This is a genomic window from Rhodococcus aetherivorans (assembly GCF_025722975.1).
GTDB lineage: Bacteria > Actinomycetota > Actinomycetes > Mycobacteriales > Mycobacteriaceae > Rhodococcus > Rhodococcus aetherivorans.
Window position 1 is genome coordinate 2,850,588 of record NZ_CP106982.1, and the last position, 25,727, is coordinate 2,876,314.

At 65.0% G+C, this 25,727-nt stretch carries 18 protein-coding genes and 3 pseudogenes; 14 read left to right on the plus strand and 7 right to left on the minus strand.

Features of this window, described 5'->3' with window-relative positions; all coding sequences use genetic code 11:
* The first annotated feature begins 183 nt into the window (after nucleotides 1-183).
* The 11 genes and pseudogenes from OCS65_RS13015 to OCS65_RS13065 form a co-directional block, all read left to right on the plus strand.
* Entirely contained in the window at nucleotides 184-777 is a 594-nt protein-coding gene (locus tag OCS65_RS13015) for a recombinase family protein (RefSeq protein ID WP_263510311.1), read from the plus strand.
* Nucleotides 778-913: 136 nt separating this feature from the next.
* Nucleotides 914-1,723: a hypothetical protein gene (locus OCS65_RS13020; protein ID WP_263510312.1), complete on the plus strand. Its 810-nt coding sequence runs from the start codon at nucleotides 914-916 to the stop codon at nucleotides 1,721-1,723.
* A 267-nt stretch (nucleotides 1,724-1,990) separates the two neighbouring features.
* On the plus strand, nucleotides 1,991-3,967 hold the full coding sequence (locus OCS65_RS13025; RefSeq protein ID WP_263510314.1) for a type I restriction-modification system subunit M: 1,977 nt from the start codon (nucleotides 1,991-1,993) through the stop codon (nucleotides 3,965-3,967).
* Between the two features lie 440 nt (nucleotides 3,968-4,407).
* Nucleotides 4,408-5,253 carry a restriction endonuclease subunit S gene (locus tag OCS65_RS13030; protein WP_263510315.1) on the plus strand — a complete coding sequence of 282 codons (846 nt, stop codon included), beginning with the start codon at nucleotides 4,408-4,410 and terminating at the stop codon, nucleotides 5,251-5,253.
* Nucleotide 5,254: 1 nt separating this feature from the next.
* Complete coding sequence (locus OCS65_RS13035) at nucleotides 5,255-8,353, plus strand: type I restriction endonuclease subunit R (protein ID WP_263510316.1); 3,099 nt, start codon at nucleotides 5,255-5,257, stop codon at nucleotides 8,351-8,353.
* 23 nt (nucleotides 8,354-8,376) lie between these two features.
* The gene (locus tag OCS65_RS13040; protein ID WP_263510317.1) at nucleotides 8,377-9,723 is read left to right on the plus strand and encodes a hypothetical protein; all 1,347 of its coding nucleotides are present in this window, start codon (nucleotides 8,377-8,379) and stop codon (nucleotides 9,721-9,723) included.
* Between the two features lie 241 nt (nucleotides 9,724-9,964).
* Complete coding sequence (locus OCS65_RS13045; RefSeq protein ID WP_263510318.1) at nucleotides 9,965-11,302, plus strand: ApeA N-terminal domain 1-containing protein; 1,338 nt, start codon at nucleotides 9,965-9,967, stop codon at nucleotides 11,300-11,302.
* A 753-nt stretch (nucleotides 11,303-12,055) separates the two neighbouring features.
* On the plus strand, nucleotides 12,056-12,574 hold the full coding sequence (locus OCS65_RS13050) for a hypothetical protein (RefSeq protein WP_263510320.1): 519 nt from the start codon (nucleotides 12,056-12,058) through the stop codon (nucleotides 12,572-12,574).
* A 5-nt stretch (nucleotides 12,575-12,579) separates the two neighbouring features.
* A pseudogene (locus OCS65_RS13055) lies at nucleotides 12,580-13,582 on the plus strand (Mu transposase domain-containing protein); the annotation flags it as partial.
* A pseudogene (istB, locus tag OCS65_RS13060) lies at nucleotides 13,548-14,412 on the plus strand (IS21-like element helper ATPase IstB). The pseudogenes OCS65_RS13055 and istB, both read left to right, overlap by 35 nt.
* Before the next feature lie 76 nt (nucleotides 14,413-14,488).
* Nucleotides 14,489-14,845: pseudogene (locus OCS65_RS13065) on the plus strand (recombinase family protein); the annotation flags it as partial.
* A gap of 60 nt (nucleotides 14,846-14,905) precedes the next feature.
* Here OCS65_RS13065 and OCS65_RS13070 read toward each other — a convergent pair.
* Entirely contained in the window at nucleotides 14,906-15,811 is a 906-nt protein-coding gene (locus tag OCS65_RS13070) for a DUF2971 domain-containing protein (protein ID WP_263510321.1), read from the minus strand.
* Between the two features lie 506 nt (nucleotides 15,812-16,317).
* Here OCS65_RS13070 and OCS65_RS13075 point away from each other — a divergent pair.
* The gene (locus OCS65_RS13075) at nucleotides 16,318-18,027 is read left to right on the plus strand and encodes a SulP family inorganic anion transporter (RefSeq protein ID WP_161997020.1); all 1,710 of its coding nucleotides are present in this window, start codon (nucleotides 16,318-16,320) and stop codon (nucleotides 18,025-18,027) included.
* Nucleotides 18,028-18,083: 56 nt separating this feature from the next.
* Here the strand turns inward: OCS65_RS13075 and OCS65_RS13080 are convergent, their stop codons facing one another.
* The gene (locus OCS65_RS13080; protein WP_006947674.1) at nucleotides 18,084-19,514 is read right to left on the minus strand and encodes a DUF1254 domain-containing protein; all 1,431 of its coding nucleotides are present in this window, start codon (nucleotides 19,512-19,514) and stop codon (nucleotides 18,084-18,086) included.
* 542 nt (nucleotides 19,515-20,056) lie between these two features.
* Nucleotides 20,057-20,182 (minus strand): hypothetical protein, encoded by a 126-nt coding sequence (locus OCS65_RS13085; RefSeq protein ID WP_256997112.1) that lies wholly within the window; start codon nucleotides 20,180-20,182, stop codon nucleotides 20,057-20,059.
* A 309-nt stretch (nucleotides 20,183-20,491) separates the two neighbouring features.
* Here OCS65_RS13085 and OCS65_RS13090 point away from each other — a divergent pair, with 309 nt between their 5' ends.
* Nucleotides 20,492-21,301 (plus strand): hypothetical protein, encoded by an 810-nt coding sequence (locus tag OCS65_RS13090; RefSeq protein WP_029544289.1) that lies wholly within the window; start codon nucleotides 20,492-20,494, stop codon nucleotides 21,299-21,301.
* A 522-nt stretch (nucleotides 21,302-21,823) separates the two neighbouring features.
* Here OCS65_RS13090 and OCS65_RS13095 read toward each other — a convergent pair.
* From OCS65_RS13095 to OCS65_RS13110, 4 genes are all read right to left on the minus strand, one after another.
* Nucleotides 21,824-22,417 carry a hypothetical protein gene (locus tag OCS65_RS13095; RefSeq protein ID WP_231772734.1) on the minus strand — a complete coding sequence of 198 codons (594 nt, stop codon included), beginning with the start codon at nucleotides 22,415-22,417 and terminating at the stop codon, nucleotides 21,824-21,826.
* A gap of 241 nt (nucleotides 22,418-22,658) precedes the next feature.
* Nucleotides 22,659-22,871, minus strand: a complete 213-nt coding sequence (locus tag OCS65_RS13100) for a hypothetical protein (protein ID WP_231772735.1) — start codon at nucleotides 22,869-22,871, stop codon at nucleotides 22,659-22,661.
* 61 nt (nucleotides 22,872-22,932) lie between these two features.
* Nucleotides 22,933-23,292: a hypothetical protein gene (locus OCS65_RS29860; RefSeq protein ID WP_231386026.1), complete on the minus strand. Its 360-nt coding sequence runs from the start codon at nucleotides 23,290-23,292 to the stop codon at nucleotides 22,933-22,935.
* Entirely contained in the window at nucleotides 23,229-23,540 is a 312-nt protein-coding gene (locus OCS65_RS13110) for a hypothetical protein (protein WP_006947688.1), read from the minus strand. Before OCS65_RS13110 ends, OCS65_RS29860 begins: the two co-directional genes overlap by 64 nt.
* Nucleotides 23,541-24,045: 505 nt before the next feature.
* On the opposite strand from OCS65_RS13110, the gene OCS65_RS13115 reads away from it, so the two are divergent.
* On the plus strand, nucleotides 24,046-25,716 hold the full coding sequence (locus OCS65_RS13115; RefSeq protein WP_006947690.1) for an MFS transporter: 1,671 nt from the start codon (nucleotides 24,046-24,048) through the stop codon (nucleotides 25,714-25,716).
* Nucleotides 25,717-25,727 lie beyond the last annotated feature (11 nt).

Sequence of the window (25,727 nt, forward strand, 5' to 3'; positions counted from 1 at the left end):
GTGACTTTCATATTGACGAGTCGACCGCTGCGGCGAAGGTGTCTCAAATTAGTTCTCATTGAGACAATCGCGGCCGAGGCCTGTGCGACGTCCATTCCCGCAGGTCGATGTGTCTCGAATGTTTGTCTCACAACGCAGTGTCTCATTATTGACGCCCGACGACATTTGACACATGCTGGATGTGTGAGCGAGACAGTCGCCAAAACCGGCACCTGCATCGGGTACGTCCGCGTCTCCACCGTGGCGCAGACCCTCGAACAGCAGGAGGCCGCCCTCGATGCGGCCGGCGTCACCAAGGTCTTCCAGGACAAGATGTCCGGTGCCCGCGACGATCGGCCGGGACTCGCCGCGCTGCTTGAGTACGTCCGCGAGGGGGACACCGTCGTCGTGTGGAAGCTCGACCGGCTCGGCCGCAACACGCTGCACATCCTTGAGGTGGTCCGTGCACTGACGAAGCGGGGTGTCACCCTGGTCTCGACCTCGGACGGCATCGACTCGTCGACGGCCACCGGACGGATGGTCATCGGAGTGCTCGCCTCGATGGCCGAGTTCGAGCGCGAGCTGGCTAAGGAACGCACCGCCCTCAAACGCGAGTCGGCGCGGAGAAACGGCACCAAGTTCGGTCGCCCCCGCAAGGTCCACGACGCCCAGGCGATCGCCACCGCCCGCCGGATGAAAGCCGACGGGCACACCGGCAAGGACATCGCCAAGTACCTCGGCGTCAGCCGCGCGACGCTGTATCGATTGCTCGCCGAAGACACTGACTCGGCCGCATAGGTACCGCCTGGCCACCGTTCGACCGGTTCACGCGTAACCGCGTGTCGGGCATGACTTTCGCATTGAGGTGGCTCCATGATGTGGTGACCATCGGTCTATTCGTTCCGCAACCGTGCCGCCACGAAGGGAACACACGTTGACGTACTGGCTCTACAAGTGCAACGCCGAGGAAGGCGGACCGTCCGGATATGCCGGAGATTGGCTGCGGGGCGTGTTCAGTCGGGGTGAGCCGACCGACTGGGGTGGGGACTACTCCACGTTGTCGCCGGAGGTGTCCAAGCACCTCGCCGAAGATGTCGCGGCCGGCGACGTAGTAGCGGCCTATCAGACCGACTCGAAGTCTGTGGTGGGGTTCTGCACGGTCGCCAGGCTGACTGGGGAGGCCGGCGATCGCACGATCTTCCTCCAACCCATCCACTGGCTCACGCCCGCGTTTCCGATCCATGAGCGGAAGGTAGGTACACCGCTGGAGCATTCGGTCGCGGTGAATGGACCGGCGGCGTTTCGGGAGTTGTCGACCGCGGAGATGACGGCCCTTGTGACGTTGAGCGGGGCACCCGAGCGGGTGCTCGAGGGAAAACCCCCGCGCGACGGTTGGAAGCCTGTTGCAGTCCGCAATCCCGCCGACCTGGTCGTGCCCCTCGAGGACGTCTGGGCCGGCAGCGGCCGAGGCTACTACGGCCTGGAGGAGTCGTTGCGGATGCAGGGCGTGCTCATCAAGCCCAAGGTGGTGACGTTCTTCGCGAACCTGGACGATCTGAATGACTACGTGAGTACCCAAGTCGGGGGGTGGGAAGCCGACGGTTACCACAACACCGTCGGCGAATGGTCCAACGGGACGTCCGCCCAACTGGTGGATGGTGCCGGTTCCGGCATGACAGTGACCTACGAACCGTTTACGTACCTCGACGCCTCCACTCCCGACATCGAGCGCCGCGACGACTGACACCCCGTTGGTGGCCTCCACCGTGCACGCGAGAGCACTCCTGCGTTGTTGTTCACTGCGGGCGATCGACAGCCAGATGGGGAACGGTCAGAGGGGTCCGGCGCGACCGGGGGTGGGCGAGTGCCGCGAAAGCCGTTCAGTGGGTAACGGGCACGGAAGGTTCGTCGACACCTCAGGTACACGCCCGACCCGCAGTGTCTGCTCCGACTGTCTGTTTCGTTCGGGTAACTTCATCCGGACCGACCGACCGAGGAGACCAGCCCCACCATGGCGAAGACCAATGCCGACCTGATCTGGAGCATCGCGAACCTGCTCCGCGGGCCGTATCAGCCGAACCAGTACGGCGACGTGATCCTGCCGTTCACGATCCTGCGGCGGCTGGACAGCATCCTCGAGCCGACCAAGGACCAGGTCCTCGCCGAGTACCAGAAGGTCCAGGGGCTCAAGATTGACCCCGGCGTGGTGCTGAAGAGCAAGTTCAAGCTGCCGTTCTACAACACCTCTCGGTGGACGTTCGCCTCCTTGGTCTCCGATCCGGAAGGTGTCGCCGACAACCTCATCGACTACATCGAGCGGTTCTCCCCGAACGTGAGGGACGTGTTCGAGGGGTTCCGGATGCCGGACCTGATCGCCGATCTGCAGAAGTCGGACCGGCTGTATCTGATCGTCAAGGAGTTCGCCGCGGTCGATCTGCACCCGAAGGTCGTCTCCGGGCACGACATGGGCTACATCTTCGAAGAGCTCATCCGCAGGTTCGCCGAATCCAACAACGCACAGGCCGGTGATCACTTCACCCCGCGTGAGGTGATCGCGTTGATGGTCGACATCCTCTTCCACACTGCGGACGACGCGCTGACCAAGCCCGGCACCGTGCGCACCATCTACGACCCCGCCGCGGGCACCGGCGGGATGCTCTCGACGGCCTACGACCACCTGATCGAGATGAACCACAGTGCCCGCCCGGTGCTCTACGGGCAGGAGATCAACCCGCGCTCGTACGCGATGTGCAAGTCCGACATGATCATCAAAGGGCAGGACGTCGACAACATCTACCTCGGTGACACCCTCACCGACGACGGCCACTCCGGACGGCACTTCGACTTTCTGCTGTCCAACCCGCCCTTCGGGGTCGAGTGGAAGACCCAGCAGAAGGCAGTGACCGACGAGTACGAGCAGCGCGGCTTCGCCGGCCGCTTCGGCCCCGGCCTGCCCCGCGTCTCCGACGGATCGCTGCTGTTCCTGCTGCACCTGATCTCGAAGATGCAGCCCGTCCGGGGCGGCGAGGGCGGCAGCCGCCTGGCGATGGTGCTCAACGGCTCGCCGCTGTTCACCGGCGGGGCGGGGTCGGGAGAGTCGAACATCCGGCAGTGGATCATCGAGAACGACCTGCTCGACGCGATCATCGCGCTGCCGGTGGACATGTTCTACAACACGGGCATCAGCACCTACATCTGGATTCTCGACAACAACAAGCCCGAGCAGCGTCGCGGCAAGGTCCAGCTGATCAACGCCGTCGACATGTACGGCAAGATGCGCAAGTCACTCGGCTCCAAGCGCAAGTATCTTCGCCCCGAGGACATCGAGCGCATCTGCAAGCTCTACGACCGGTATCGCAACGAGAAGGGCACCGACACCCATCCTGCCCACTCCAAGGTCTTCCGCGGCGAGGAGTTCGGCTACGCCACCGTCACCGTCGAACGCCCTCTCCAACTGCGATTCGAGCCGACCGAGGACGGGATCGAGGAGGTTCTCGCCCAGAAGAGCATCGCCAAGCTCAAGGACGGCGAACAGGCCGCGATCCGCAAGGCACTCGAGACCCTCGTCGGCTGGAAGTGGACGAACCGGGACACCTTCGTCGACGAACTCAAAGGTGCTCTGCGCGACGCCGGGATCAGCCGACCCGGCGCTCCGCTGGTGAAGACCATCTGGTCGACCTTCGGGGAGCACGACCCCGAGGCCGACATCGTCACCAACTCCAAGGGCGAACCCGAACCCGACCCGGCGCTGCGCGACACCGAGAACGTGCCGCTGGCCGAGGACATCGAGGAGTACTTCGCCCGCGAGGTGCTGCCACACGTGCCGGATGCCTGGATCGATCACGACAAGACCAAGATCGGCTACGAGATACCCTTCACCCGGCACTTCTACCGATACGTGCCCCCTCGGCCGCTCGAAGAAATCCAGAAGGACCTGCGCGGCCTCGTCACCGAAATCCAGGCCATGCTCATGGAGGTCGGAGCGTGAACTGGCGTGCGTACGACGCGTACCGGAACACGGATGAACAATGGCTCGGGGATGTCCCTACGCACTGGCAGCTTCGCCCACTCGGTTTCCACTTCACAGAGCGGAAGACGACGGTCAGTGACACTGACTACCCACCGCTATCGGTGACGAAGGAGGGGATCGTCCCACAACTCGAGACCGCCGCGAAGACCGACAATCCCGAGAACCGCAAGCTCGTACTCGCCGGTGACTTTGTCATCAACAGCCGGTCCGACCGGAAGGGATCTGCTGGGGTCTCAGATCGAGATGGCAGTGTGTCCGTGATATCGACAGTCCTTGAGCCCAGGGATATCGAGACCAGCTTCGTCCATCACCTGCTTCGAAGCAGAGCGTTCCAGGAGGAGTTCTACAGATTCGGGAGCGGAATCGTCGCTGATCTGTGGTCTACCAGGTACTCGGCCATGAAGCAGATCACCCTTGCTGTGCCTCCGCGCGATGAACAATGCGCCATCGCCAGATTCCTCGATCGTGAGACCGCCAAGATCGATGCGCTGATCGGCAAGCAGGAGCAACTCATTGCCACCCTGCGCGAAGACCGCACCGCCACCATCACCCACGCCGTTGCCGAGGGCCTCGACCCCGACGTCAAGATGACGACGTCCGAGTTCCCAGGACTGCGCACTGTCCCAAGCGGCTGGGTGCTCACTCCGCTGAAGCACGTATGTGTTGTACGGGACTGCAAGCACGTTACGGCGGAGTTCGTAGACGATGGATTCCCACTCGCAAGTATCCGCGAGGTTCAATCCCGGTATGTGGACCTATCCGAAGCGAAGGAGACCACCGATACCTTCTACAACCTCTTGATCGAGGGAGGGCGTCATCCGCGCGCGGGCGATTTAATCTTTAGTAGGAATGCCACCGTCGGCGAAGTGGCCCAGGTCCCGAATGGCTCAGTACCATTCGCGATGGGACAAGATGTCTGTCTGCTGCGACCAGATTCGCAGGAGTTGGACTCAGAGTATGCGTGGTATGTCCTTCGTTCCGGCCTGGTCCGGACCCAGATCGACCTCATGATGATTGGTTCGACTTTCAAGAGGATTAATGTCGAAGAAATCCGATCCCTAGTGATCACACTCCCGCCACAGCCAGAACAACAGACGATCGTTGATTTCCTCGATAGGCGATGCGCCAAGATCGACGCCCTCATCGACAAGGCAAACGCGGTAATCGAGACGATGCGTGAGTACCGTTCCGCGCTGATAGCAGATGCAGTGACAGGCAAGATCGACGTACGAGGAGCGGTCTGACATGGCTCAGCACCATGAGTCAGCATTCGAGACCGAACTCTGCGAACACCTCGCGACACATGGGTGGCTGCACTCGCCGACGGATGTCGGTTACGACCGGGAACTCGCCCTGTTCCCCGCAGACGTGTTCGGATGGCTGGCCGATACGCAGCCGGAGCAACTCGCGAAGCGGGTCAAGTCGGAGTTGACCGGAGAGGCGCTGGCGAAGGCGCGGCAGGGGGTGTTGGCTACCTTGGCGAAGGCGCTCGATGCCGATCCGAAGGCGAACGGCGGCACCCTGTCGGTGCTGCGGCGGGGGTTCAAGGACCTCAATGCCCAGTTCTCGATGTGCCAGTTCCGGCCGAACACCTCGCTCAACGCCACCACCGCGAAGAAGTACGAGGCGGTGCGGCTGCGGGTGATGCGACAGGTGCACTACTCGACCCGCCACCACAACAGCATCGACCTGGTGTTTTTCGTCAACGGCATCCCCGTCGCTACGGCGGAGCTGAAGACCGACTTCACTCAGAACATCACGGACGCGGTGCTGCAGTACAAGCACGATCGTCTGCCGAAGGGTGAGCCGCTGCTGGCGTTCGGGTCGAGGGCGGTGGTGCACTTCGCGGTGTCGAACAGCGAGGTGCAGATGACCACCAAGCTCGCGGGAAAGGACACCGTCTTCCTGCCGTTCAACCGGGGCAATCACGGGCATGCCGGAAACCCCCCGAACCCGGACGGGTCACCGACGGCGTACCTGTGGGAGACGATCTTCCAGCGCGACACCTGGCTCGACATCCTCGGCCGGTTCCTGCACCTGCAGATCACCGAGAAGCACGATCCGGTCTCGGGGAAGAAGACCCGCAGCCAGACGATGCTCTTCCCGCGCTACCACCAGTGGGAGGCGGTGACGAAGCTGATCGCCGCGGCCCGTGCCGAGGGACCGGGACATCGCTACCTGATCCAGCACTCGGCCGGCTCGGGCAAGACCAACTCGATCTCGTGGCTCGCGCACCGGCTGTCGGTGCTGCACGACGACACCAACGCGCCGGTGTTCGATTCGGTCCTTGTCATCACGGACCGCAACGTCCTCGACGCGCAGTTGCAGGAGGCGATCCGGCAGATCGACCGCACCCCCGGCGTGGTGGCACACATCGACGGGCTCGGCGGACCGAAGTCGCAGCTGCTGGCGGACGCGCTCGCGGGTGGGACGAAGATCATCATCGTCACCATCCAGACCTTCCCGTACGCACTCGAGCTGATCCGCCACCAGGCCAAGCTCAAGGGGAAGAACTTCGCGGTCCTCGCCGACGAGGCGCACTCGTCTCAGGCCGGGGAAGCCTCCAAGCGTCTCAAATCGGCCCTGACGGCCACGGAGATCGACGAACTCGCCGACGGTGGCACCGTGGACGCCGAGGACATCCTGGCGGCGGAGATGACCGCACGGGCGCAGGCGACGAACCTGTCGTTCTTCGCGTTCACCGCGACCCCGAAGAACAAGACCTTGGAGCTGTTCGGACGCCCGGGGCCGGACGGCACGCCGCAGCCGTTCCACCTGTACTCGATGCAGCAGGCGATCGAGGAGGGCTTCATCCTCGACGTGCTCAAGAACTACACCCCCTACAAGACCGCGTTCCGGCTCACCCACAGCGGCCGCTCGTACGAGTCCGAGACCACCGCGACCGCGGGCACCGTCGCCGTCACCGACGGCGTCGACGGCGAACTGGTGGACAAGCAGGCCGCGATCAAGTCGGTGATGAACTGGGTCAAGCTACACCCGACGAACATCTCGCAGAAGGTCGGCATCATCGTCGAGCACTTCCGCAGCAACGTCGCCCGGCGGCTCGGTGGTCACGCGAAGGCGATGGTGGTGACCTCCTCGCGCAAGGCCGCGGTGCGCTACAAGCTCGCCTTCGACCGGTACGTCGCCGACCACGGCTACACCCACGTCGCCGCGCTGGTGGCGTTCTCCGGCGAGGTCACCGACCTCGACTCGGGCGTCGAGAAGGCCACCGAGACCACCCTTAACCCCGGTCTGAAGGGGCGGGAGCTGCGGGAGGCGTTCGCCACCGACGAGTACCAGGTGATGCTCGTGGCCAACAAGTTCCAGACCGGATTCGACCAGCCGCTGCTGGTGGCGATGTACGTCGACAAGAAGCTCTCCGGCGTCGCCGCTGTGCAGACCCTCTCACGGCTCAATCGCACCGCCCCGGGCAAGGATCAGACGTTCGTGCTGGACTTCGCCAACACCGCCGAGGAGATCGTCGAGGCGTTCGAGCCGTACTACCAGGCCACCACCCTCGCCGATGTCACCGACCCGAACATCGTGCACACCACGATGGCCAAGCTCGACGCGGCCGGGGTCTACCTCGACTCCGAGGTCGACGGCCTGGTCGCCGACTACCTCGCCGACAAGGGCAACAACGCGCTGACCAAGTGGATCACCCCGGCGAGGGATCGGTTCCGCGACCGGGAACGCACCGCCACCGAGGCCGGGGACACCGTCGCGCTCGACGAGCTCGAGATGTTCCGCAAGGACGTCGGCACCTTCCTGCGCCAGTACGACTTCCTGTCCCAGATCGTCGACTACGAGGACCCGTCGCTCGAGAAGCTGTCGATCTTTCTGCGGCACCTGGCCCCGCAGATCACCCGGGACCAGCTCCGACACGAGATCGACCTGTCCACCGTCGACTTCGACTACATCGCCCAGCACGAGCAGGCCACCACCGACGGCAAGCTCACCGGCGACGTCGCCCTCGCACCGGCCAAGGAGGCCGGTACCGGCACCGTCCGCGATCCGGAGATGGTGGCGCTCGAGGAGGTCATCGCGAAGATCAACGACCTGTTCTCCGGTGATCACCCCGATTCGAGCGTGCGCAACGTAGTCACCCACATCCGGGATCGGCTCGAAGAGTCCGAGACGTTGCAGCAGCAGGCGCAGAACAACTCCATGCAGCAGTTCTCGGCGAGCCCGGACCTGCATAGCGAGTTCCTGGCCGCGGTGATCGGCGCGATGGAATCCTCGGCGGACCTGTCCGCGCAGATTCTCAACAACCAGGACCTGTCGCAGAAGCTGCTGGGGACGCTGCTACCGACGATCTACAGACGGCTGAATGTGGCCTAAGGCGCTCCGCGTCGACAAGGCTGATGATCTTTCGGAATGGGGAGACGTTGATCAAAAACTCAGATATCCGCCGCGGTAGTGAGCCGACTCTCCACGATGTAGTAGGCACGCTCGGCGGAGATCAGCTGGCGCAGCAGCTACGGACCCTGTTCGGTCTCGATGAACGACTTCAACCGATCTGCACGGTCAACTTTCTGCGCTATATCGACGCGACGCGATCGTCACGTGTCGCCGCACTGCCGCCGGAAGGCATCCCAATTGCCTTCGTGACCTTGGCGGACTACGCGCGAAGCGTGCTATCGATCCGATCGTTCATCGAGAGCACAAGCAAGGACTTCCAACTTCACAGGTTGGTGACCAAGCGGGAAGGAGACAGACCACGTCCGTCGACTGTGTCGAATCTTGTATTTCCTGCCGTCGAGCACGAGCTGATCTGGGATGACCCGCAGGTCTCATTGCCCACAACCGTGCGTACGAGCCTGAAGGGACTGCTGTTCATCGCGTTGCTATCCGGCGAAGCGCCGCTGATGGTGCGGCGGTTGTCTCTTGCTCGTGAGCTCAGCAAGCCCACGGGTGGAAGGTTGACGCGACTGCAGGGGCCATCGATCCGCGAACACGAGTGTAAGGCGGTCACGCTTCTCGAGGACTACTTGAGTAACCCGCAGCAGAGGGGCAAGGAGCTGCGAGAGCTGCTCCGCAGAATCCTCGATATGCAGTTCAGCTCGGTGAGCCGATGGAAGGACCCAGTCCCCGCCTATCAGAGATATCAGGAACTGAGGCCGGTGGCGACACCTGTGCAGCCGTCGGCTCCAGTCACTGCTGACCCGCGGTACCGCAGCGGGTTCACAATGGACGACCTGCGTTCACCTAGTCGCGTACGGGCTCTATACGGCAGCTCTGTTTACTTGGACGAGGACCGCTTCGGCGTCCTCGACGACATGATCGCCTACTTCGGTCCAGATCGGTGCTTCCTCGCCCGAGGTGAGTTCCACGGCAAGGACAGTCTCGACGTGGACACCTCGGCAATTGATCACACCTACGTGATCCTGGTTGTGGATTCTGGTCGAGACGAACCGTACAAGTATGACGCCATTGCGATCAGCCCCTTCGCAGGAGCACATGCGGTCTACTATGTGCGCTCCGACGCCGCACAGCGATCGTGGCAGGACGTACTGGCGACCGGTCAGAAAATCCTTGCCCGAGCGCTAGGAGCGCGCCGGCTCCCCTTCCGCGGCGGCAGCGAGTTCGATCCGTACGAATCGATGACGATGAAGCTCCAGGCCTTGGCGGAATGTACTGCGGAAGATTTCTACAGCGGCCGCAAATTGCAATTCGACAAGTGGTCCATGGCCTACGCCGTCGTCTGTTAAGCCGTGGGCTGCTTCTGGTCACCTCATCCGCCGAGGCCGGAGACCATCCATGGGATGGGTGGGTTCAGACTGTGGGGGTGGAACGATCTAGGACAGGCAGACCACACCCCGGACGTTCACTTGGAGAATGCATGGGTGTGGCAACGACTGGGGACGCGCGCTGTCACTAGACAGCGCATAGCGTAGGCCGCGATTATCTGCGCTGACGACTTTGCAAGGAGCCTACGAGATAGGATTGGATATGGCATCCCCCCTGGAAGTTCAGAAGGGCATTCTTGATGGCACTACGGCATTCGGGTGGCCTTATAACGGGGCCGGAGCCATCGATCTCGATCAAGACCCCATGCGGGGATACGTTCGCTGCCATGAAGAGGGACACATCGAATTTGAGGTATTAGATGAGGACCCGGCATTGCGCGGCCCGTTGCTATTTGAACCAGAGGCACCAGCGATGCTCGCTTTATCGACCCCTCATGGTACTGGGCTGTTGCTCGATGTCAATCCACAAGTTGGCGCAGCGATCCGGATTGGTGACGGGCGTGCCTCGGTGCTGCGTTACCGAGCAGACTCAATGGTCTCTGGCATCGATATCGGCGAAATATCCGGAGGGCACTTGGCGTCGGCAGCGTTGCGGTTCCACGGTTTGGGGGACTGGGCTGGCATGAATTCCGTCACCACGCATATTCAGAGGGACGGCGAGAATCGGGTGAATGCGGCCACGCTAGACCTGCGCCAATCGAATCCTGAGGTGGCCAAGCGTTCCCTTCCTTCAAACCTGTCTTTAACAGTTCAAGGCTTTTGGAATCTGTCCGATCCTGGCCGGCCGCCGATTACCGTTAATACTGGGGTGGACATAGAGGTGTCTGCAGCCAGGCCGCGGTCCTTCGGCCAATTCCTTGAGCCGCTTTTAGATTGTCAAGACTTGCTCAACTTGCTCAGGGGTGGATTCGTTCAGGCGGAGCCAGCCAACGTCCGATGGAAGGGGGCCGGAGTTGGGAGTCCTGTGCTGTGGACGCGACGTGCAATGCACATTCCAAAGGCTGCGCTCCTTCCGAAGGACCGGTTACCCTTGCATGTCTCACTGGCCGATCTCGGAGGTGCGGCAGGGATTGCGCGGTGGTCGAACCTGCGGAGGCAGCATCCCGTGGTGGTTGATACCGTGACGACGCCATATCGGAGCGGTCCTGACACGGTTGAAACTGCAATAATCCGGATGGGGGCCGCTATCGAGTTGTGGGTTGCCTTCCATAGTGGAAAGAAAGTGGCTTGGGCCAAGGCCGGCAAGAGTTACGCGGAAGCTCTCGCGCGGCGTGTCGGTGACCCGTTTGAGAAATGGGTAGGCTCATCTGAAAAGTGGGCTGCGGAGTTCAGGCGGTACTATAACGGGTCTAAACATCACACTCCTATGGCCAAAGACCCAGCGACTCTTCGTGCTCTCGCGGTGACGGGCAGGTGGTTGTTGGTCTGCGCGCTGCTTGACCGCGTAGCCGGCACCAAGGTTCCAAGTCGTACCATCCTTGGGTCTCCTCGGCTTAGCCATGCAGGCGCAACGATGCGAGAGATTCTCAATATCCCCTAACAGACTGGATGACCACGAGTTCGCTTCATCCATTCCTCTAATAGTCCTACACGTCAAGTCCGGTTGCGCGCTGAGGTCGGCGACCGCCGCCTGCTCATCGCTCCTGACGGGTGCGGCGCAGTCGGGGGTCAAGCCGGCCGGAGGAACGGAAGCTGAGGATGATGCGTCCAAACAGATTTGGACCCAGAAGAACGGCAGGCCCTCATCGAGGACGGGTTGACCCCCGACGACCCGAAACTGATCCAAGCGCCCGACTTCGTGCGTTGGCGGCTGTCCATGCTGCGGACACATCGAGTACGCGCGCCTCAGGGCGGAACGGACCGGGCCCGTACACGTCGCCTCCGTCTTGGTCACCGGCATCCCTCCGAGTACCGCAGCAGGACGGCGTCCGTACGGAGGGATGCCTTCGATGAGGGACTCTCGGTTGAGCACACAGACGACGGCACCACCTTCTGGTTCCGATCTCCGCTGACCACCGTCGTTGCTCCACATGCCCACGGCACGTAGGACACTCTCCTCTGCGAACGCACGCCGTTCGAGAAGCGTCCAATCCGCGTTGTGGTCGATATCGTCGCGGTCGCTCGCCCCCCCTGGCTTCACCATGTCATCGCGCGGAGCGAACTGGAACTCGGTTCACTTGGAGTGAGCGATTCGAATGAGCTCTGCAACGTCGAAGCCGCACGAGCCGATAAATAGAGCACGACACAAGGCTTCGAGAAGAGACACACCATGGCTGGAAGACACTTTCTCACCGTGATGACACTTGCCGCAGTGGGAGCCGCACTACTAGCCAGCTGCGGGGGCGGCGACTCGAACGGCAACGAACTGGTATTTCCTTCCGCCACCCATTCGCCGTCACCACCTGTCACCGCCACCGTCGAAGACCAGAGGGTCTCGGGAGTGCTGGGTCCGTACGACACCGGCGTAGGCCGCAACGGAGCGGAGGTGAGCATCCTGTCGGTGGCCGACGAAGTCACCAACTACGGTCCAGCTACAGTTTTAACCTTCCAGATTTTCAACGCCGGGGATCAGATCATCGACGCGTGGGAGTGGAGCGCTCCCACCCTGGTCTACGGGCCGGCCGGTCTACCTGCTGAGCGGATCGTGTCGACGGCGGATCAGATCGGCTTCGGCACGCAGGGTGCCATTCCGCCCGGATCGAGACAGACCGTGCGTGAGGGTTATAAGGTCAACAAAGCGCAACTGACAGAGACAGTTGTGACCGAGGGAAGCCTGATCTGGTCCGGTGACTTCTCCACCTTCCAGAGATAGGGGAGACCGACCGCCCCAACGCGGTCGTCGAGCATCCACCGGGTGAGGAAACCCAGTGGGACTGGCTCGAGCTGCCGGACCCACCCACCTCGTGGGGCTGGGGCAAGACCACGTATCTGCTGGTCGGCTCGCTGGCGCATTCCGGGCGGTGGCGCGGGAGGCTCGCCCCGGCGACGACCCAACCATCTGATCGACGGCCTCGACCGCATCGTCCGCGAGCTCGGCGGACTGACCCGCATCTGGCGGTTCGATCGAATGTCCACGGTGTGTCACCCCGACAGCGGGAAGGTCACCGCGTCCTTCGCCGGCGCTGCCCAACACTATGGGGTCTCGGTCGCGATCTGCCCGCCCCGGGCCGGGAACCGTAAAAGCGTCGTCGAGAAAGCGAATCTGACTGCTGCGCAGAGATGGTGGCGAACGCTGCCGGACGAGGTCACCGTCGAGCAGGCGCAGGTGAGCCTGGACGAATTCTGCCGCCTGCGCGCCGACATCCGACCGCGGACCACCCCCGAAGGAAAATCGACGGTGGCGGCGATCGCCGCCACCGAACCCCTCACCCCGCCGCCGGTCCCGTATCCGGTGACGGTGGCCGAGACCCGCACCGTGTCGAGGCAGGCGTTGGTGGCCTACCGCGGCAACCGCTACTCGGTGCCCCCGGAACTGGCCGCGGCACAGGTGCAGGTCACCCGCCGACTCGGTGACGAGGTGATCGACATCGTCACCGCCTCGCAGATCACCGTCGCCCGCCACCGCCTCGCTCCGGACGGGGCCGGCGCGGTCGTGCGCGATCACTGCCACGTCCACGCCCTCGAGCAGGTCGCGATGGCCGCCGTGGTGGTGGCCGGGGGTCGCCCGCACCGACGCAAGGAACGCATCCCACCCGGACGGGATGCACTGGCAGCAGCGGAAGCATTGCGCGCCGACACCACGCACTCTCACGCACCATCGGACACTCCGACCTCGACGGTCATCGATCTGGCCGCCTACGCGCGTGCCGCCCGCGGAAGGAACACCCTCGCATGCCCACCACCCCGGACACCACCACCTCGACGAGTCTTTTCAGCGTCTGCGGGGACACCTGGCCACCCTGAAGCTGCACGATGCGGCCGAAGCGCTGCCGTCGGTGCTCGACCGGGCCCAGAAGGACGGACTGTCGATGACCGCAGCCCTCGAACAGCTGCTGTCGATCGAGGTCGACGCCACCGAAGCCCGCCGGCTGGCCGGGCGGTTGCGGTTCGCGTGCCTGCCCACCCCAGGCCTGTCTCGACGACTTCGACTACGACGCAGCCCGCGGACTCGATCGGGCTCTGATCACCGAGCTGGGGACCTGCCGGTTCCTCGAAACCGCGACGAACGTCCTGCTCATCGGGCCACCGGGGGTCGGAAAGACCCACCTGTCGGTGGGTGTGGCGAGGGCGGCCGCGCACGCTGGATACCGCACCTACTTCACCACCGCCGCCGACCTCGCCGCCCGCTGCCACCGCGCTGCGATCGAAGGCCGGTGGGCGACGACGATGCGGTTCTACGCCGGGCCGACGCTGCTGGTGATCGACGAACTCGGCTACCTCCCGTTACCGGGCGAAGCCGCATCCGCATTGTTTCAGGTTGTCGCGCAACGCTATCTGAAGACCTCGATCATCATCACCACCAACCGGGGTGTCGGTAAATGGGGTGAGGTCCTCGGCGATACGACCGTCGCCGCCGCGATGCTCGACCGGCTTCTGCACCGCTCGGTCGTGCTCAACCTCGACGGGGATTCCTACCGCCTGCGTGACCACCACGCCCGGTCGGAAAAGCTCCGTCAAGCCACCACCGGCACCCGACAACCGCTACAGTGAACCCGCCCGCGAGTGGGCACCTTCGTTGAGTACAAGCGAGCACCTTCGCTGAGCCTCATCAACCCTCGTCACCAAACTCGACCGCCTCAGCCGCTCCGCCGTCGACCTCCGCAACATCGCCGGCGAACTCGAAGCCAGGGGCACCCGCTTGAGCATCGGCGGCTCCGTCAATGACCTGACCGACCCGACCGGAAAGCTCTTCTTCGGCACGTTGGCGTTAATGGCCGAGTTCGAGTCCGACCTCATCCGCGCCCGGACCCGCGAGGGCATGGCGGAGGCGAAGAAGGCCGGCCGACTTAAAGGTAGGCAGCCGAAGCTGTCTGCCTTGCAGCGCAAGCGCCTGCTCGCCGCCTACGAATCCGGTGAGTACAGCGCAGCCCAGCTCAGCGAAATCAGCGGACTGACCCGTTTTGCGATGTACGCGACCCTGTGACGTGCCCGAGAAGAAGTCACCGCCTGACGTCGGGCTCGCTTGGCCGCCGCCGAGAATCAGTCAGCCACGGAAGGGAGTGTCGCTCGTCTCGACATCCACATCGGTGAAGGACAATTGCCGCAACATCCGCGTCACCGACTCCGCACGCAGCTGCTGGTCGGGACTCGGACCCACCCACACTGACTTGGCGATCAGCCCGCGGTAACGCGTATCCTCGGACGGTTCGTTGAGTTGATAGGGAGTGAATCGAAGCGGCAGATACGGGATTAACATGCCCTGAGCCGACACACGGAAAGAACACCGAGTGGAGGTCTCCCCCAGCGAGACGAACAGCCGCCACTCCTGTTCTTCCTGAAACGCCGGATGCTTGAACTGAGCAAGACACTCGAGGGCCAGACGAAGTGCTGAGGGACGATTCTCCGGATCGACGATCTTCCGGGCCGCGCGCTCGATGAAGGTCGCGTCGATCTTGTACTGAACCGGGGCGAGCTCTATTCCTCCCAGGAACGGCGTCCCTAGGTGCCCCAGCGCTTGCTCCAAGACGGGCACCAGGAATCTCCTGAGTACCTGCGCGGAGAATTCGATGGAGTACCCGTTGGCTCCATACCCACGCCACTGACTGAGAAGATCTGGCTCTTTACAGAAACTCGTCACATAGGCTGTGTGGAGCGTCTCGCCGTCGTCGGGGTCGAGGAAGTTTCCCTCACTGATGCGCTCGGCCAGCTCGTCGATGCCCTTCGCATGTTCAGCATCGGAACGATCGACTACATCGCGCATCGCCCTCGCCAAGACTCCGGCCGCGAACGTCAACTCCTGAGCGTCGTTCAGATACCGAGCATCAGTCGCCCACAACGTCAGCGAGCGAGTCTCGGGAACGTTCCAGCCGCCGAACTTGCGAGGTTCGAATACTCCCATCAAACCCGCCGCTGTCGTGTAATGATGCAACGTCTCCGGCGTTTCGCTCATGATCGAAGACTACGAGACGCCTCCGACACGCTCACTACCCGTCCTGGTCCGTGCAAGTCGTGCTCATGTGTTCTGTTCTGGCGCGCGTGCTCACCCCCTTGAGCATCACATCGTCGACGGTCCGATAGGGGTAGTCCGCCCGCGCTGAATCGCGGCAACGCCGTGCCCACGTTTTGCCCACACTCGGGCATCGGTGAGCGTGAGTGAGCATGATCGAGTGAGCGTGAAAACCCCTGCTCAGAGGATTATCGGCCCGCTGATCTCGGGCTAGTCTAGGGTTCGAAACCCTCCGCGCCCACCAGGGGAGTGGCGGTGAAAGACCTGGTCAGCGGCCGGTCCTTCACCGCTCGAGGGGGATTCTGCCCACCCGACACCCACTGCAGGGCCTTCACGTTGACGCCCGCGGACACGGCCAGGCCGGGGCCGCGGTGTGCCGGGGATCGTGCGGCGTCACCCGGGGCCTTTGGGCTCTGTCGTGGCCGGGCCGGGTTTGCTGTGCTCGTGTTGTGAAGGTGCCGCTGCTCACGTCGTTCGAGGGCTATCGAGCCAACCAGATGGGACGTGACCTGCTGGCCGGCCTGACGGTGTGGGCGGTTCTGGTGCCCGAGGCCCTCGCGTACGCCACGATCGCCGGGGTGTCCCCGGTGATCGGCCTGTATGCCGCGCCCGCGGCGCTGCTCCTCTACGCGCTGTTCGGCAGCTCCCGGCACCTGGTGGTGGGGCCGATGGCGGCCACCGCGGCGCTTTCGGGTGCTGCTGTTGCCGGCATTTCCGGTGACGCCGATTCGGCAGCGCTGACGGCCGGTCTGGCGCTGCTGGTCGGTGCGCTCGGGATTCTCGCGGGGCTGTTGCGTCTGGGGTTTCTGGCTTCCTTCATCTCCGAGCCGGTGCTGAAGGGGTTCATCGTCGGCTTGGCGCTGACGATCATCGTCGGCCAGCTCCCGAAGCTCTTCGGAGTCCCGAGGGGAGAGGGGGACTTCTTCGAAAAAGCCTGGCACCTGGTCACGTCGCTGGGTGGGACGAACGGCTGGACGTTGGCCGTCGGCGCCGGCTCCCTTGCGGTCGTACTGGTCCTGCACAGGGTGTCGCCCCGGCTGCCCGCACCGCTGGTCGCGGTCGTCCTGGGAATCGTCGCCGTCTCGGTCCTCGGCCTCGACGCCAAGGGAGTGGAGATCGTCGGGCGGATCGAAGGCGGGCTACCTCCGCTCGGGCTCCCCGGCCTCCCTGGATCCGACTACGTCACGCTGCTCGCGTCGGCGGCAGGGATCCTGCTGGTGGCGTTCGCCGAGGGCGTCGGAGCAGCCAAGAACTACGCCGCCAAGGAACACTACGAGATCGATCCGAACCAGGAGCTGCTCGGGGTGGGCACAGCGAACATCGGCGCGGGACTGTCCTCCGGGATGATCGTCAACGGGTCCCTGTCGAAGACCGCGGTCAACGTCTCGGCCGGGGCGGTGTCGCAGATCTCTGGCATCGTCGTGGCGGCGCTGACGGTGATGACGCTGCTGTTCCTGACCGGTCTGTTCGCGAACCTGCCGGAGGCCACCCTCGCCGCCGTGGTGATCGCGGCCGTCACGAAGCTCGTCGACTTCCGGACGCTGCGCAAGTACGCGCGCCTGGCGACCCCGAGCCTGCGGCGGATCTACGGCGTCGCGGCGTACGCGGACTTCCTCGCCGCGGCGAGCGCCATGGTGGGTGTGCTGGTCTTCGACATCCTTCCCGGGCTCTTCCTCGGTGTCGCGGTGTCGGTCCTGCTCCTGCTGTTCCGGGCCTCGCGGCCCCACGTCGCCGAGCTGGGCCGCACACCGGACAAGAGCCGCTGGGTCGACCTGCAGCGCCATCCCGACGCGCTCACTGAGCCCGGAATCGTGGTGCTGCGGCCCGAGTCCGGCTTGATCTACGCCAACGCCGACAACGTGGCAGCGGCCGTACGCGGCCATGTCCATGACGACACGCGGGCCGTCGTCCTCGACACCGCAGCTGTGCCGGGAATCGACATCACCGCCGTCGAGATGCTGGACCGGCTGTATGCCGACCTCGAGCACCACCACATTCGGCTGCTCTTCGCCGGCGAGATCGGCCAGGTGCGCGACCTGCTCAGCGCGACCGGCATCGCCAGTGTCGTTACAGACGCACACTCGACCGTCGACGCGGCCGTCACCGCGGCCCGTCGCAAGCTCGACCACCCGCCGGACACCGACCAGAAGTCGGCGTGACGTCTCTGACGGCCGGTGGAGAGGCACCGGCCGTCAGGGCGGACCATTCCCGGTTGCTACGCGAGCGGTTCGATGTCGGGCAGTCTCCATGTCTTGTCGAACCACGGTTCCAGCGGACCGTAGAGCCGGACTATCGCGAACCAGCTCTTGCCGGGCAGGGTCTGGATCCAGTTGCGGCTGCCCTCCGGCCGTTCGGGACCGAAGTGGACGTCGACGGAGCCGTCCGCGTTCGAGATCATGTCGCGGTCGCTGGCAACGGTGGGCCATTCCTGGTCGGTCTGCAGCATCGACCGGGTCTGGGTGTCGTAGACGACGATCGACCAGAAGGTGTTGACCGGCACGTTCGGCGGGACGTGCAGCCGGTAGGTCCTGCCGCCGTCGAAGTGCGCGTCGGTGGCGTCGACGAACGCCGTGACATACTGCGATCCGGCGCCGACCATCTCCGTCAGGTACGCCGGACTCGATCCGCTCCCTATGAAGCCGAGCGCGGCGGCGGTGTCGAGCATCGCGGCGCCATTGTCCTGGAACTGGTAACCGGCGAAGAGGAAGACCCGCCAGGCGCCGTCCGGGTAGTAGCGTGCCTCGGGCTGGCGGACCCGGTAGAGGAGCGCGCGGGCGGTCGCGTCGCCGACCGCGGCTGCCTCGGTCAGGATTGCCCGCATCCGCTCGTCGGGGTCGAACGGTTTGCCGTGCTGGATGCCGACGGCGGCGAACATCCCCAGCGTGACCGGGTCGGATGACTCCGGCAGCTCGGACTGCACCACCTCGTTGAGCAGCTCCCAGTACTGGTAGTCGGCGGCCGGGATGGTGACCCACGGCTCGAAGGAGACGTTCACGAATCGCATCGGCGGCGGGTCGTCGGCCTGAGCCAGCGGGTAAGCCCGGGTCTTCGCCTTGATCATGTCGGCGGCCGGATGCGGGTCGCCGTGCTCGTCGCGGAAACCGCGCGAGACGAGGCACATCCCGTAGCTACGGGACCGCACCACGAAGTAGCCGTCCGGGACCTCGCCGTCGTATGCAGGCGGCAGGAACAGGTACTTGCCACCCTGGCCCTTGTCGGGTCCGGTGGCGCCGATGTCGACGACCCAGCGCCCCCACGAGTCGTCGATCAGGCCGTACACGTCGGGCGGGGCGTCCAGGACGAGGGGTCCGTCGTGGAGGTCGATCCACATGTAGAAGTACACAACGGTCGTGTGCATCGCCGGTCCGACGGTGCACGGGTGGCACAGGTCCTCCCAGAGCGCCATCGTGGTGTTCGCCGGGCCCCAGCGCAGCAGCCCCCGGCGCCACGCCGCCCACGACACCGGATGCTGCGCCAGCAGGTACGCCTGCACCGCCCGCTGGAAGTCCAGGTTGTCGAACAGTGTCCGGGTCGTCTCGTCGTCCGGGACTCCGTCGAAGGACCGCAGCGTGCCCAACCGGGTGCGGACCTCGTCCGGCATCTCGATGCCGGGCGGAATCGGGGTGCTGTTCGCAGGTGAGGTCATCGCGTCCTCCTGTGTCGATAGCCCTTGCCGAGATTCTCCGCCGCCGACCCGACGGCTCGCGCCACCCACTCAGGATGCGCCGTCTCTGCCCTCACTGTGTGCCGGATCGACGAGGGAACACGGGACGGCGTGGTACACCCGTCACGGTCTCGAGGTCGCCGGTTGTGGCATTCATGAACCGCTGCCCTGGGTGGAAGGAGCGCACTCACCTGGGTGAGGCCGACCTGGAGGATGGTGACGGGTATCCCCGTAGCGCGTACGCACGACGCCGGGGATGTCATAGGTGCCGTCGAGCAGCTGCTGCAACCCACGCTGCCCAGCAGCCTGTTCAGGGTCCGGTACCTCACCGCCGGAAGGGCTTTGCCCACATTCGCCCGAGCTCGCGCCTCCGAGAGGGCGCTCGCGACCGCCTCGAGGTCGTCGTCGAACAGCCGACCGAGCTGTCAGTGCGTTCGTTGAGCCAGTCGAGCGCGCTTCGGTGATCTTCACCGACCGTGTCGATACCCAAACGATGGCCGCGGCGTCGAAGCCGGCTGCGTACATCAGGCTCTGCCCAGGTGCCCGTGATCGGTTCGCTCGAGTTGGTTCTCGATGACGACGGTGCGGCCGTTGTCGTCCTCCGCCTGGATGTCGAAGCAGAATTCGCCGACAGCGACCTGTGTGGACACGACCGTCAACGGCCTCTCGAGCTACTCAGCCGGGAGGTCGATGTTCTCGGCAAGCCAGGGCGTGAAATCACCTGCTTCTGACGTCCGGACACTGAGTGGGTCCGCGACTCGGCGCAGCCTTCCGAGGTCATTACCGTCCAGCTCCGTGGTTGCGATTGTGCGGGCGGCACCAGCCACCGGCGGCCGATTCTCCCAATCGAGGACCCGCCGCTTTTGAAAGGCACAGAAACGGGTAGGCGGAGTTCGCGAGGTTACCCCGGACTGGGAAGGCCCAGCTTCGGTCTGTTGCGGTCACCGGGAGAGGTAGAGATGGGGTTCTGGCTCTACAAGTGCAACGCCGCGGAAGGCGGGCCGTCCGGGTATTACGGTGACTGGCTACGGGGCGTGTTCAGTCGAGGTGCACCTGTCGAGTGGGGCGGGGACTACTCGACGCTGTCGGGTGAGGTGTCCAAGCATCTCGCCGAAGAAGTGACGGCCGGGGACGTGGTGGCGGCCTATCAGACCGATTCGAAGTCCGTGGTCGGGTTCTGCACGGTCACCAAGCTGACTGGGGAGCCCGGCGTTCGCAGAATCTACTTGCAGCCCATCCACTGGCTGACGCCGGCGTTCCCGGTGCACGAGCGAAAAGCGGGGACGCCCCTGGAGAGCTCGAATGCAGTCAACGGCCCCGCGGCGTTCCGCGAACTGCCGGATGCCGAGATGCAGGCCCTCGTGACGCTCAGTGGCGCACCCGATCGTGTGCTCGAGGGCAAGCCCGCGAAGGACGGATGGCGTCCTGTTCCGATACGCGATCCCAGTGAATTGATTGTGCCCCTCGACGAGGTCTGGGCCGGCCACACCCGCGGCTACTACGGCCTGGAAGAGTCGTGGCGGCAGGACGGCGTGGTTCTCGCACCCAAGTCGGTGACGTTCTTCGCGAGCTTGGACGATCTGCGGGACTACTTGCGGTGGAGGGTCGGGCAGTGGGAGGCGGACGGGTACGTGAGGACCGTCGGCGTGGAATTCCGAGCCACGGCGGCCCAACTCGTCGACGGTGACGAAGGCACCGGCGCAATGGTGACGTTGGAACCGTTCACCTACCGCGACACCCCTCCCGAGTTCGGAGGGACCGGCGACTGACGCCCGGAGGTGCCGTTCCGTCCGTCTACCGCGTGGTCTTCCCCGCCCTCTCAGCCGCTCCGCAGTGAGGCCGGATGGACGGCACAGCGTACGGACTACACGGCCCGGCAGCCGTCCGGCGCTGCGCCGACTGCCCGACCCGATCCTCGAATCGTTCCGGCGGGTAACGAGTGCCGCTCGTTCGTCGCCCCCTCGGGTATGCGCCGGTCCCGCAGTGCCTGCTCCGGTGACCACCCCGACTCGAGCGTGCGCAACGTCGTCACCTACATTCGGGACCGGCTCGAGGAGTCCGAGACCCTGCAGCAGGCGCAGACGGCACCATGCAGCCGTTCTCGGCGAGCCAGGACCTGCACAGTGAATTCCTCGCCGCGGTGATCGGGAGCTATGGACTCCTCGGCGGACCGGTCGGCGCAGATCCTCGACAACCAGAGGATGTCGCAGAAGCTGCTGGTGGCGTTGTTACCGACCGTCTATGAGCGCCCGAAGGGTGCAGTCCAGCACTGTTCGCCTACTCGGAGAAAGTCAGTCGATGGCGTAGTAGCGGTGGTAGGTCCCGTAGCCGGTTGGTTTGCGTCCGATGACTCCGCGCGCGACCAGTCTTTGCAGCCGGTCCTCGGCCTCACGGCGGGTGATGAAGAGCGAACCGGCGACCGTGCCCTCCGACTGGAAGGCGTCGTTCTCGACGAACAACTCGAAGGTTTGCCGGTCGCGGTCGTCGTCGAGCCGAGCCTGTATCGCCCGACGATGGGACAGCTCGAGCAGCGCAGCGGCACGTGCACTCGACAAACGCTTGCGTCGGGAGACGAACAGGTCGTAGGTCTCGCGGTCACGTCGGGTCGGTAGCAGGGCTTGCACCTCACGCCTGAAAGTCATGATCGCATCGAAGGGGTCGGGTTCCGCGGAGGGCACCGTCTCGGACTCCTCGGCCGGGGTGCCGGCATTCATCGCCGCGGTGTCCCGAGGCTCGCTCTCGTCGACGTCGTTGACGTTGTCGATCGGGCGGTAGATGCCGTCGGACAGTTGCTCGACCCGGCCCATCACGACAAGCATCGCGAGTCGTTCCAGGGCGTCCTCCGGGGTGATGCCCGATCTCCTGGCGAGGTACGTGGCGGTCACCGGCTTCGGTCGAGCACGCACGATGTGCAGGGCTTCGAGTGCCGCGTCCTCCGAGCAACCGGCGGATTCTTCGTCCGGGACGTCATTCGGGGCGGGGCCGGCATCGTCAACGACGGGTGCGAGGCCCGCGAGGGCAGCGGCCGCGGCAGCGGATGGGTCGTCGTCCTCGATGACGATGCCGTTGGGCAGAGTGATCTCACGATTCCCTCTTCGTGACCCGGAGTGGCGCTGTCGTCGCCTGCTATGTCCAGCCGGTCCACGCGAGTCGGGGGGCGAGACGAACTCGACGGGGTACGTCGTTGACCACGTTTTCGGTGAACGAGAAGCTGCCGTCCTCGAAGTGCGTCGGTCTCGCCAGGCGCAGCAGTCTGCCGTCGTCGTAGACGCCCATCACCCGCCAATATTCCTCGGCCCACCAGACTCCTTGGCCGAGCCGCACTTCGCCGGGTCTCACGGGGACCTCCCGGTCGGAATCGAGTTGCCGCCGTCGACAGGAGTATCGGCAATGTGCCCAGTTATGTTCCCGCGCTCATCGCGGCGACCAGGACCGGCAGGTCGTCCGCGACGACGAGGGACAGTGGGCTCTCGTGGGGCTTGCCGCTGTGCGTGATGATCAAGGCGGTCGGCGGGAGTCCGCCGTCGGCGGGTGGGGAGAGCTTCTTGAGGGCCTGCGGCACGGTCGTCTTGCGGGACAGATGGATGGCTCGATCGTGGGGCTCGACGAACTCCGGTGCCGCGCCCACGGTCTCGCCTTCGACGATCTCGTCGGTGGCCAGGCGGTGTGCGAGCCAGCGTGCGATGCAGTTGGTGGTCAGCAGACCGCGGTAGGTGCGGTCGTCGCAGATGGGAAACTGCGAGTAGTGGTGCCGGCGGATCTCCTCGAGGACCGAGCGGAGCGGATCGTCGAATCCGAAAGACGCGAGTGGGCGTTGCGGGCGTTACGCAGATCGGCGAACGCGCGCAACGCCGGCAGATCGAGCCGGGTGTGGTGTCGCCGCGCGTAGTCCTCGGCCATCCGGACGAAGCCGGTCCGGCCGTCGTCGGTCTGGAGCTTCCATGTGAAATGGTTCTCGATCGCGGTGAACGCGGCCGGGAATCGGATCGCACCGCTTACCTCGTCCATCACGTTCCATCTGCCTGAGACAGGTCTGCGCTTTCGCAGACGGGAGTGGGCATCGATGAGATGTGACGCGTCTGTGGGACTTCTATCCTCCACCTTCGCGGATACGTACCGCCGATGGCCGCTCGGGGAGCCGGCAGCGCCGGCCGGGTGTCTCCGATCAGCACACCGCCTGACCGACCACTCCCGGCTCGACCCTTCGGACCTGTTGTGGCCCAGACTGAACGGAGTCGCGAGATCGTCGTCGAACGGCGGAACCAGGCACGTCGCCGATTCTCGCCGTCGGGCCGTCCGGAGGTCGTACCGTCGAACTCACGGGCCGGTCGTGATGCCACCGGCCACGGGCAGAATCGAGGCTCGTCGTGCGACTTCGTGGTACCGCAACGTCGTCCGCCGGGGTGGCACCCGCTTTTCCGGGCATCGCCCTTTCCGTTGTGTCCGCCGCGGCCGCGGCAGCAGTCGGTGTCCGCGCGGGCGCGGCGGCATCAGGGTCGTCGCCCATGCCGACGTGAACGGCGGCGGAAGGACCGGCACACCGGGACCGGGCGTCGCCGGAGCCCTGTTCCTCCCCCTTGCGGTCCAGAACTTCCTGATGGTCTACAACTCGACCGCCATGAACGTGGCCATGTCGGCCATAGTCGCGGATCTGCAGACCACTCTGACCGCCGTACAGTCGGCGATCTCGCTGTACTCCCTCGTCATCGCCGCGTTCCTGATCACGAGCAGCAAGCTCGGAGGCCGTCTCGGCTACCGACGAACCTTCGTCCTGGGCGCGCAGATCTTCGGGCTCGGCACGCTCATCACTGCCGTCGGCCCGAGTATCGTCTTCATGTTGGTCGGCTGGTCCCTGCTCCAGGGGATCGGCGTGGCGCTCATGATCCCGGCCATGCTTGCCCTGCTCACCGACGCCCTGACCGGCGCCACGCGGACGAGGGCGTTGTCGACGATCGGGACGGTCGGCGGGGTTGCCGCGGCGGCAGGCCCCATCGTCGGTGGCGTGATCACCAGTTTCCTGAGCTGGCGGGTGTCGTTCCTCATGGGAACCGTGGTGACGGTTGTCGTGCTGCTCCTCATGCGCCGGGTCGCCGAACCGGGGCGACGCAGCGTTCCGGCGGAGGATCGCCGGTTCGACGTCCTGGGAGCGGTGCTGTCCGCGACCGGATTCGGGCTCCTCGTCGTCGGGACGCTGCTGGCCGGCAGGTACGGCCTGGTCCGGGCCCGGCAGGACTTCGAGGTGCTCGGGTACACGGTGCTCGAACGGGGCGGGGTGTCGCCCGTGCTCGTACTGGGCGGCGCCGGGCTGGTGGTCCTGGTCGCGTTCGCCGCGTGGGAGCGCCACCTCGTCACGAACGGTCGAGATCCGCTGGTGCGGATCGCGGTGCTGCGAAATCGGACGACGCGGGCCGGCTCGGAGACCCTGGCGATGCAGGCGCTGGTGACCGCGGGTGTCCTGTTCCTGGTGCCGGTCTTCCTGCAGACGACGCTGGGTTTCGACGCGCTGTGGAGCGGCCTTGCCATGCTGCCCGTGACGCTGGGGCTGATCGTCGCCGCCTCGGCGGCGGCCCGGCTCGTCGCCGGCCGCCGAATGACTCATCGGACCGCCCAGCTGTGGTCGTTCCTGTTCATGATCGCGGGCTGCGTCGCGGTCGCCGCCATGTTCGACCCGCGCGAGACGGGGCAGACCGCGACGGGCCTGGCGCTCGCGCCGGGGCTCTTCCTCCTCGGTGTCGGCCAGGGCATGACGATGACGCTGACCGACCTGATCCAGTCGACGCCGCCGGCGGAGGAGGTGAGCGACGTGACGGGCCTGTCGCGGAGCATCAACTACCTCGGGAGCTCACTCGGAGTGGCACTGGCCGGTGCGTTCCTGACGACGGCGCTGGTCTCCTCGTTCCAGTCGGGGGTGGACGACAGCGCCGTGCTGAACGCCGCGGAGAAGCAGCTCGTCCAGCAGACGGTAGACCAGCAGGTCCAGGTCACCGCGCTGAGCGACGACCAGGTCGGTGCCAACCTCGCGGCGCGGGGCGTCGGGGGTCCCGCTGCCGACGAGCTCGTGCGGATCAACGCCGACGCCAGGAACCGGGCCCTGACCTTCGCCGTCGGCGCCATGGCGGTCATGTCGACCGTCGGCTACGTTGTCGCGCTACGACTCCCGCGGGTACCTGCCCGGCGTCGGTGACCGGGGGCGCC